The organism is Amycolatopsis silviterrae (assembly GCF_042684085.1).
Taxonomy (GTDB): domain Bacteria; phylum Actinomycetota; class Actinomycetes; order Mycobacteriales; family Pseudonocardiaceae; genus Amycolatopsis; species Amycolatopsis silviterrae.
Window position 1 is genome coordinate 498,182 of record NZ_JBHUKS010000006.1, and the last position, 9,958, is coordinate 508,139.

At 75.0% G+C, this 9,958-nt stretch carries 2 protein-coding genes (1 of these 2 only partly in view); both read left to right on the top strand.

Annotated features, from left to right (window positions below; all coding sequences use genetic code 11):
• Positions 1-8,714: the end of a type I polyketide synthase gene (locus ACFSVL_RS11140; protein ID WP_378303144.1), read on the top strand. 19,243 nt of this gene lie to the left of the window's left edge; 8,714 of the gene's 27,957 nt are visible here — the last part of the coding sequence; its start codon lies off the left edge, out of view; the stop codon is at positions 8,712-8,714.
• A 5-nt stretch (positions 8,715-8,719) separates the two neighbouring features.
• Positions 8,720-9,958: beta-ketoacyl synthase N-terminal-like domain-containing protein (locus ACFSVL_RS11145; protein WP_378303146.1), on the top strand; the 1,239-nt coding region annotated here is incomplete at its 3' end.

The following is a 9,958-nucleotide window of genomic DNA, read 5'->3' on the forward strand; positions in this document are numbered from 1 at the left end:
AACGGGCCGGGATCGACCCGGTTTCCCTGCGCGGCAGCGACACCGGCGTGTTCGTCGGCACCAACGGGCAGGACTACGCCGGCGTGCTGCGAGCGGCGGCGGCGGACGTCCAGGGCCACGTCGCCACCGGCACCACCGGCAGCGTGCTGTCCGGGCGCCTGTCCTACGCCTTGGGCCTCGAAGGGCCCGCGGTCACCGTCGACACCGCTTGTTCGTCCGCGCTGGTCGCGCTGCACTGGGCGAGCCGAGCCCTGCGCGACGGCTCCGCCTCGCTGGCGCTGGCCGGCGGCGTCTCGGTGATGTCCAGCCCGGACTCGTTCGTCGAGTTCAGCGCCCAGAGCGGGCTCGCCCCCGACGGCCGCTGCAAGCCCTTCGCCGAGGCGGCGGACGGCACGTCGTGGTCGGAAGGGGTCGGCGTCCTGGTGCTGGAACGGCTCTCCGCCGCGCTCGCCAACGGGCACGAAGTCTGGGGCGTCGTGCGCGGCAGCGCGATCAACTCCGACGGCGCTTCCAACGGCCTGACCGCTCCGAACGGCCCGTCCCAGCAACGGGTCATCCGCGCCGCGCTGGCCGACGCCGGGCTCGCCGCCGCCGACGTGGACGCGGTGGAGGCGCACGGCACCGGGACCGCGCTCGGCGACCCGATCGAGGCCCACGCGTTGCTGGCGGCCTACGGCCGCGACCGCGCCGAGCCGCTGCGCGTCGGCGCGGTCAAGTCGAACCTCGGGCACACCCAGGCCGCGGCCGGGGTGGCCGGGATCGTGAAGATGGTCCTGGCGATGCGCCACGGCGTGCTGCCGAAGACGCTGCACCTGGACGCGCCGACCTCGCACGTCGACTGGTCGGCCGGAGCGGTCTCGCTGCTGCGCGAGAAGGAAGCCTGGCCCGAGACCGGGCACGCCCGCCGCGCCGGGGTCTCGGCGTTCGGCGTCAGCGGCACCAACGCGCACGTCGTCCTGGAGCAGGCCCCTGCCGTCGTGGCGGCGCCGCCCGAGGCGACGGTCGTTCCGGCGGTGGTGCCGTGGCCGGTGTCCGGCAAGAGCGCCGCGGCCCTGCAGGCCCAGCTCGACCGCCTCGCCGCGTTCGCCGCCGGGACCGAGCTGTCCGCCGTGGACGTCGGCTACGCGCTGGCCACCGGCCGGACGGCGTTCGCGCACCGCGCGGTGCTGCTGGCCGGGCCGGACGGCCCGGTCGAATCCGCCAGGGGGAGGACGGCGCCCGGCAAGACCGCGTTCCTCTTCTCCGGGCAGGGCTCCCAGCGGATCGGGATGGGCCGCGAGCTCTACGCCCGGTTCCCGGCCTTCGCCGCCGCGCTGGACGAGGTTTTCGCGCACCTCGACGTCGAACTCGACCGCCCGCCGCGGGAGCTGGTGTGGGGTCCGGACGCCGAGCCGCTGGACCGCACCGGCTACACCCAGCCGGCCTTGTTCGCGGTGGAGGTCGCGCTTTTCCGGCTGCTGGAATCCTGGGGCGTCCGGCCCGATTTCGTCGCGGGCCACTCGATCGGGGAGATCGCCGCCGCGCATGTCGCCGGGGTTTTCTCGCTGGAAGACGCCGTGCGGCTGGTCGTCGCCCGCGGCCGGCTGATGCAGGCGCTGCCCGAGGGCGGGGCGATGGTCTCGCTGGAGGCGAGCGAGGACGAGGTCGTGCCGCACCTGACCGGGCGGGTTTCGCTCGCCGCGGTCAACGGATCCGCCGCGGTGGTGATCGCCGGCGCCGAGGACGAGGTGACGGCGATCGCCGGGCATTTCCGCGCCGAGGGCCGCAAAACCAAGCGGCTCCGGGTCAGCCACGCGTTCCACTCGCCGCTGATGGACCCGGTGCTGGCCGCTTTCGGCCAGGTGGCCGAAGGGCTTTCCTTCCACGAGCCGGACATCCCGCTGGTGTCGAACGCGGCCGGGTCGCCCGTCCCGCCCGCGCGGCTGGCTTCGCCGGAGCACTGGGTGCGGCACGTCCGGGAAACCGTCCGGTTCGCCGACGCGGTCCGGGCGCTGCGGGACGCCGGGGCGTCGACCTTCGTCGAGGTCGGCCCGGACGGCGTGCTGTCCGCGATGGCAAGGCAGGTCCTCGACGAGGACGGCGGCGGCGACCACGCGGTCGTGCCGTTGCTGCGGGCGAACCGCGACGAGGAAACCGCCGTCACCGCGGCGGTCGGCGCCCTCTGCGTGCGTGGCGCGCCGGTGGCCTGGGAGGAGTTCTTCGCCGGGACCGGCGCCCGCCGGGCCACCCTGCCGACCTACGCCTTCCAGCACGAGCGGTTCTGGCCGGACGCGCCGGCACCGCGCGCCGCCGGTGCGATCACGGACCCGGCGGAAAGCGAGTTGTGGGCCGCGGTCGAACGGGAAGACCGCGCCGCGCTGTCGGAACTGCTCGAACTCGACGACGACTCGCTGACCGCGGTCGTGCCCGCGCTCTCGGCGTGGCAGCGCAAGCGGCACGACCGGTCCGTGGCGGACGGCTGGCGTTACCGGGTGAGCTGGCGGCCGCTGGCCGTCCCGGACGGGACCGCCTCGCGGCGATGGCTGGCGATCGTCCCGGAGCGCACCGATCCCTGGTCGGAGACGGCGGTCGCGGCCCTCGGCGAGGACGTCGTGCGAGTCGGGTTCGGCGAGGACCGCGCCGCGTTCGCCGCGCAGCTGATCGAAGCGCACGAAGAATCCGGCAGCGTGGCGGGAGTCGTGGCCTTCGCGATGCCGATATGGCCGGCGGCGCTGCTGGAAGCTCTGTCCGGCGCGGGCGTCGAAGCCCCGCTCTGGTGGGTCACTCGCGGCGCGGTCGCGGTCGGCCGGTCCGAGCGCCTCGCGGAGCGGGGCCGGGCCGCGGACTGGGGCCTCGGCCGGGTGCTGGCGCTGGAGAATCCGGACCGGTGGGGCGGCCTGGTCGACCTTCCGGAGACCCTCGACGCCCGTTCGGCCGGGCGCCTCGGCGCTGCGCTGGGCGGCGCGGAGGACCAGGTCGCGGTTCGCGCTTCGGGCGTCTTCGCCCGGCGGCTGGTCCGGGCCGCCGCCGACGACGGCGGTTCCTGGACACCGGACGGCACTGTGCTGGTCGTCGGCGGCGCCCGGCCGGTCGGCACCGAGGTGGCCCGCTGGCTGGCGGCGCGCGGTGCGGATCACCTCGTGCTCACCGCGAAGCACCCCGAGGCGGCTCCCGAACTGGAAGCCGAACTGGCCGGGCTCGGCACCGCCGTGTCGGTCGTGCCCTGCGATGCGGCCGATCGCGAGGCACTCGCTTCGGTGCTGGACTCCGTGGCGGAGCCGTTGACCGCGGTGCTCTACGTCGATGGCGAACCCGGCGACGTCAGCGGCGACCTGACCGCGGACGTCGAGGCGGCCGTCGCCGGGGCGGAGAACCTCGACGCACTGCTCGCCGACCGCCCGCTGGACGCCTTCGTCCTGTTCGCCACGGTCGCCGGGGTGTGGGGCACTGCCGGACGGGGCGCCGAAGCGGCGATCGGCGCACACCTGGACGCGCTCGCCCGCCGCCGGCGCGATCGCGGGGTCGCGGCACTGTCGATCGGCTGGGGCGCTTGGGCCGACGCGATCCCCTCCGCCCTCGCCGGGCACTTGCGCCGCAACGGTTTGCCCGCCCTCGATTCCGGCCTCGCGCTGGCCGCGCTCGGCCGCGCGATCGCCGACCGCGAAGACTGTTCGGCGACGGTCGCCGACGTCGAGTGGGACCGTTTCGCTCCGGCCTTCGTCGCGAACCGGCCCAGCACTCTGTTCGACGAACTGCCCGAAGCACGGGCCGGCCAGGTCCCGGCCGCCGGGGCCGAAGCCGGCCTCCCGCAGAAGCTGCGCGGCCTGCCCGAAGCCGGCCGGGCAGCGGAGATTCTCGCCCTGGTCCGCGAAAAGGTCGCGGCAGTGCTGGGACACGCCGACGCGGACGCGGTCGAGGACGACGCGGCGTTCAAGGACCTCGGGTTCGACTCGCTGACCGCCGTCGACCTGCGCGCCCAGCTGGCCGCCGCCACCGGCCTCGCACTGCCCGCGACGCTGGCCTTCGACCACCCGACGCCCGCGGCGCTGGCCGAGCACTTGCGGACCGGGCTGTTCGGCGAGGAAGCCGGTGCGCGGCCGTCGGCGGACGGCGTGCTCGCCGCGTCCGGCGACCCGATCGCGATCGTGGGCATGAGCTGCCGCTATCCGGGTGGCGTCCGTTCGCCGGAGGACCTGTGGCGGCTGGTCTGCGCCGAGGTCGACGCGGTCGGCGCGCTGCCGGGCGACCGGAACTGGCCGCTCGGCGACCTCGCCGGCGGCGGCGAGGGCGCCACGGTCGCCCGCGGCGGCGGTTTCCTCTACGACGCCGGAGATTTCGACCCGGGCTTCTTCGGCATCTCGCCGCGCGAGGCGCTGGTGATGGACCCGCAGCAGCGGCTCGTGCTGGAAGGCGCGTGGGAAGCGCTGGAGCGGGCCGGGATCGACCCCGCCGAGCTGCGCGGCACCGCCGCCGGGGTGTTCGTCGGCGGCGGCAGCGGCGACTACCGCCCGGCCGCCGGAGCGAACGGGCAGTGGCTGACCGCCCAGTCCGCGAGCCTGCTGTCCGGACGGCTGGCCTACACGTTCGGGCTGGAAGGACCGGCGGTCTCGGTCGACACAGCCTGCTCGTCCTCGCTGGTGGCGCTGCACCTGGCCGCCAAGGCGCTGCGGGCGGGCGAATGCGCGATCGCCGTCGCGGGCGGCGTGACGGTGATGTCCACACCGGCCAACTTCGTCGAATTCGGCGCGATGGGCGCGCTGTCCCCGGACGGCCGCTGCAAGGCTTTCTCCGACCGCGCGGACGGTACCGGCTGGGCCGAAGGCGTCGGCATGCTGGTCGTCGAACGGCTTTCGGACGCACAGCGCAACGGGCACGAAGTGCTGGCGGTGCTACGCGGCTCGGCGGTCAACTCCGACGGCGCGTCCAACGGCCTGACCGCGCCGAGCGGACCTGCCCAGCAGCGGGTGATCCGCACGGCGCTGGCGGACGCCGGGCTCGCCGCCGCCGACGTCGACGCCGTCGAGGCGCACGGCACCGGCACCTCTCTGGGCGACCCGATCGAAGCGCAGGCGCTGCTCGCGACCTACGGACAGGACCGGGAGCGGCCGCTGCTGCTCGGTTCGGTCAAGTCCAACATCGGCCACGCCCAGGCCGCCTCCGGCGTCGCGGGCGTGATCAAGATGGTCCTCGCCCTGCGCGGCGGGGTGCTGCCGAAAACCCTGCACGTCGGCACGCCTTCCTCCTATGTGGACTGGAGCGCGGGCGCGGTCGAACTGCTCACCGAGACCGTGCCGTGGCCCGACGCGGGCCGGCCGCGCCGGGCCGCGGTCTCGTCGTTCGGGGCCAGCGGAACGAACTCGCACCTCATCCTGGAACAGGCGCCCGCGGCCGCCGAAGCCCCGCCGTCGCGCGACATCGGCGCGGTGCCGGTGCTGCTGTCCGGAAAGACGACAGCCGCGTTGCGGGACCAGGCCGCCGGACTGCGTGCCCGGCTGCGGGCGGCACCCGATCTCGTGCTCTCCGACGTGGCGTTCTCCGCGGCCACTTCGCGGTCGGCGTTCGAGCACCGCGCCGCCGTCGTGGCGGAGGACCGGGACCAGCTCCTCATCGGGCTGGCGACGCTGGCCGACGGCGGCACCTCGTCGATCGCGCTGCGGGGGAGCGCCGGGCGCGGCGGCAAGCTCGCCTTCCTGTTCTCCGGCCAGGGTTCGCAGCGACCCGGCATGGGGGCCGCGCTCTACCGGCGGTTCCCGGTCTTCGCCGACGCGTTCGACGCGGTGCTGGCGCACCTGGAAGCTCATCTGGACCGGTCGTTGCGCGACCTGGTGTTCGCCGGACCGGCCACCGAGGAAGCCGACCTGCTCGACCGGACCGGGTACACCCAGCCCGCGCTGTTCGCGGTCGAGGTCGCGCTCTTCCGGCTGCTGGAGTCCTGGGGCGTCCGGCCCGATTTCGTCGCCGGGCACTCCGTCGGGGAACTCGCCGCCGCCCACGCGGCCGGGGTGTTCTCGCTGGCTGACGCCTGCCGGCTGGTCGCGGCGCGGGGCACGCTGATGGCTGCGCTGCCGTCCGGGGGAGCGATGGTGTCGCTCGAAGCGGCCGAAGACGAGGTGGCGCCGCTGGTCACGGACGGCGTTTCGATCGCCGCGGTCAACGGTCCGCGCGCGGTGGTGATCGCCGGCGACGAAGATGCCGTGACCGCGCTCGCGGACCGGTTCGCGGCCGAAGGGCGCAAGACCAAGCGGCTGCGGGTCAGCCATGCGTTCCACTCGGCCCGGATGGACGCGATGCTGGCGGACTTCGACCGGGTCGCGCGGCGGATGTCGTATGCCGCCCCGGTCGTGCCGTTCGTGTCCGCCCTCACCGGCGAAGCGGTCTCCGCGGAGTTGGTGTGCGACCCGGGCTATTGGGTGGCGCACGTGCGCCGGACGGTCCGGTTCGCCGACGGGGTAGCCGCGCTGGCCGCGAACGGCGTCACGAGGTTCCTCGAGATCGGCCCGGACGCAGTGCTGTCGGCGATGGCCCAGGACAGCCTCGGCGACACTGATGCGCTGGTGATCCCGTTGCTGCGCAAGGACCGCGACGAGGAAACGACCGTCGCCGCGGCGGTCGCCCGGCTGCACCTCGACGGCGTCCGCCCGGACTGGCGAAGCTTCTTCGCCGGGACCGGAACCCGGCGGGTCGACCTGCCGACCTACGCCTTCCAGCACCAGCGGTTCTGGCCGTCGCCCGCGGTCGAGGAGCCCAGCGGCGGCGAAGCCGACCGCGAGTTCTGGGCCGCGGTGTCGGACGAGGACTTCTCCTCGCTGGAAGCGACGCTGAACGTCGAGGGCGACGCGCTCGCGAAGGTGCTGCCGGCCTTGCTGGACTGGCGACGGCGGCACGCCGATCAGTCCCTTGTGGACGGTTGGCGCTACCGGGTCGGCTGGCAGCCGCTCGGTCCCGTGCCGGCCGGCGGCGGCACCGGCTCCTGGCTCGTGCTCGCCCCGGCGGGCAGCGACGACGAGTGGATCCCGGCCGCGGTCGACGCGCTCGGCCCGGACGCGGTCCGGGTCGACGTCCCGGCCCGCCCGGACCGGGACGAGCTGGCCGGAACGCTGCGTGCGGCGGCCGGTCCCGGCTACGCCGGGGTCGTGTCGCTGCTGGCCTTGTCCGGCGCCGAAGCGGGAGCGTCCGCCGCGGCGGTCTCGACCGCGACGGCGGTGCAGGCACTGGGCGACGCGCGGATCACCGCTCCGCTGTGGAGCGTCACCCGCGGCGCGATCTCGACCGGCCCCGGGGAGCCGCCGGTCCGCCCGTGCCAGGCCGGGGCCTGGGGGGTGGGCCGTGTGGCCGCGCTGGAACACCCGGAGCGCTGGGGCGGTCTCGTCGACCTGCCCGAGGCGGTCGACGCGCGGGCGGCGGAGCGGTTCGCCGCGGTCCTCGCCGGACTCGACGGCGAGGACGAGGTCGCCGTCCGCGGGGCGGGCCTGTTCGGCCGCCGCCTGCGGAAGGCCGCCGCGCACGGTTCCGCGCCGATCTGGGAGCCCGGCGGGACGGTCTTGATCACCGGCGGCACCGGTGCGCTCGGCAAGCAGCTGGCCCGCCGGCTCGCTCGCGCCGGCGCCGGACACTTGCTGCTCGTCAGCCGCAGCGGTCCCGGCGCGCCGGGAGCGGCGGAGCTGCGGGACGAACTTGCCGCCGCCGGAGCGAGGGTCACCATCGCCGCCTGCGACGTCGCGGACCGGGCCGGCCTCCAGGCGCTGCTCGACGACATCCCGGCGGAGCATCCGCTGACCGGTGTCCTCCACGCGGCCGGAGTGCTCGACGACGGAGTGCTCGACGGACTTGCTCCGGACCGGTTCGAGACGGTGTTCCGCTCGAAGGTCGCTTCGGCCCTTCTGCTCGACGAGCTGACCCGGGAAGCGGACCTGCGCGTCTTCGCGTTGTTCTCGTCGGCGTCGGGCACGGTCGGCAACCCCGGCCAGGCCAACTACGCCGCGGCCAACTCCGTGCTCGACGCGATCGCCGAGCGACGGCGCGCACTCGGCCTGGCCGCGACCTCGATCGCCTGGGGCCCCTGGGGCGGCGACGGCATGGCGGCCACCGCCCAAGCCGAGACCGCCGCCCGCCGCACCGGAATCGGTGCGATGGATCCGGAGCTCGCCTTCGCCGCGCTCCGCCAGGTCGTCGTGGAAAGCGAGCCGACCGTGCTGGTCGCGGCCGTCGAAACGGAGCGGTTCACCGCCGCGGCCCGGCCCGGCGCGCTGCTGCGGGAAATGCCCGGCTGGGAGCAGGCCGCCGGCGGCGGGTCCGGAGCCCGTGCCGGATTGCCGGACCGGCTCGCGGATCTCGCGCCGGGCCAGCGCTTCGAGGCGGTGCTCGACCTGGTGCGGGCGCGGGCGGCGGAAGTGCTGGGCCACCTCGACGTCGAGCTGGTCGGTGCGGAGAAAGCCTTCCGGGACCTCGGGTTCGATTCGCTGGGCGCGGTCGAGCTGCGCAACCGGCTGACCGCCGCGACCGGGCTGAGCCTGGCCTCCACCCTGGTCTTCGACCATCCGACCCCGGTGGCGCTCGCCGGGCACATCCTGGCCGGCGTGCTGCCGGACGCCGTGCCCGAAGCCCCCGGGACCGGAGACGCCGCCGAGACCGCCGAAGCCGACGAAGCCGACGCCGGGGAGTCCATCGACGCGATGGCGGTCGACGACCTGGTCCAGGCGGCACTAGAGGGCCGGTCCGACCGGTCGGACGACTGACGGAGTTGATGATGGCATCGTCGAGCGAACAGGTAGTCGCGGCGCTGCGGGCCGCCCTGAAGGAGACCGACCGGCTGCGGCGGCGCACCCGCAAGCTCGAAGCCGCCGCCGCGGAACCGATCGCGATCGTCGGGATGAGCTGCCGGTTCCCCGGCGGGGTGGCCTCGCCGGAGGACCTGTGGGACCTGGTGCGCTCGGGCGGCGACGCGGTCTCCGGCTTCCCCGCCGACCGCGGCTGGGAACTGGCCGCGCTCGACGCGGCCGGAGTCGACGCGCGCGGCCACGGCGTCAGCAGGCAGGGCGGTTTCCTCAGCGGAGCCGCGGAATTCGACCCGGGGTTCTTCGGGATCTCGCCGCGGGAAGCGGTGTCGATGGATCCCCAGCAGCGGCTGCTGCTGGAGACCTCGTGGGAGGCGTTCGAACGGGCCAGGATCGACGCGACCCGGTTGCGCGGCAGCCGGACCGGCGTGTTCGTCGGCACCAACGGGCAGGACTACGCCTACCTGGTCGTCCGCGCGCCCGCCGAGGCCACCGGCGACCTCGGCACCGGGTTCGCCGCGAGTGCGATGTCCGGCCGGGTTTCCTACGCCTTCGGCCTGGAAGGGCCCGCGGTCACCGTCGACACCGCCTGCTCGTCGTCGCTGGTCGCCCTGCACCTCGCCGCGCAATCGCTGCGGCAGGGGGAGTGCGCGCTGGCGCTGGCGGGCGGGGTGAACGTGATGTCCACACCCGGTTCGCTGGTCGAGTTCAGCAGGCAGGGCGGGCTCGCCGCGGACGGCCGGTGCAAGGCGTTCTCCGCCGCCGCGGACGGCACGGGCTGGGCCGAAGGCGTCGGGATCCTGGTACTGGAACGGCTTTCCGACGCGCGGCGGAACGGCCACGAAGTGCTCGCCCTGGTGCGGGGTTCGGCGGTCAATTCCGACGGCGCGTCCAACGGCTTCACCGCGCCGAACGGCCGCGCGCAGCAGCGGGTGATCCGGGAGGCGCTCGCCGCCGCCGGGCTGAGCGCGGCCGACGTCGACGCGGTCGAGGCACACGGCACGGGAACCCCGCTGGGCGACCCGATCGAAGCGCGCGGCCTCATCGCGACCTACGGCGCCGCCCCCGGCCGCGAGCATCCGCTGCTGCTCGGGTCGGTCAAGTCGAACCTCGGCCACACCCAGGCGGCCGCCGGGGTGGCGGGCGTGATCAAGATGGTCATGGCCATGCGGCACGCCACGCTGCCGAAAACCTTGCACGTGGAC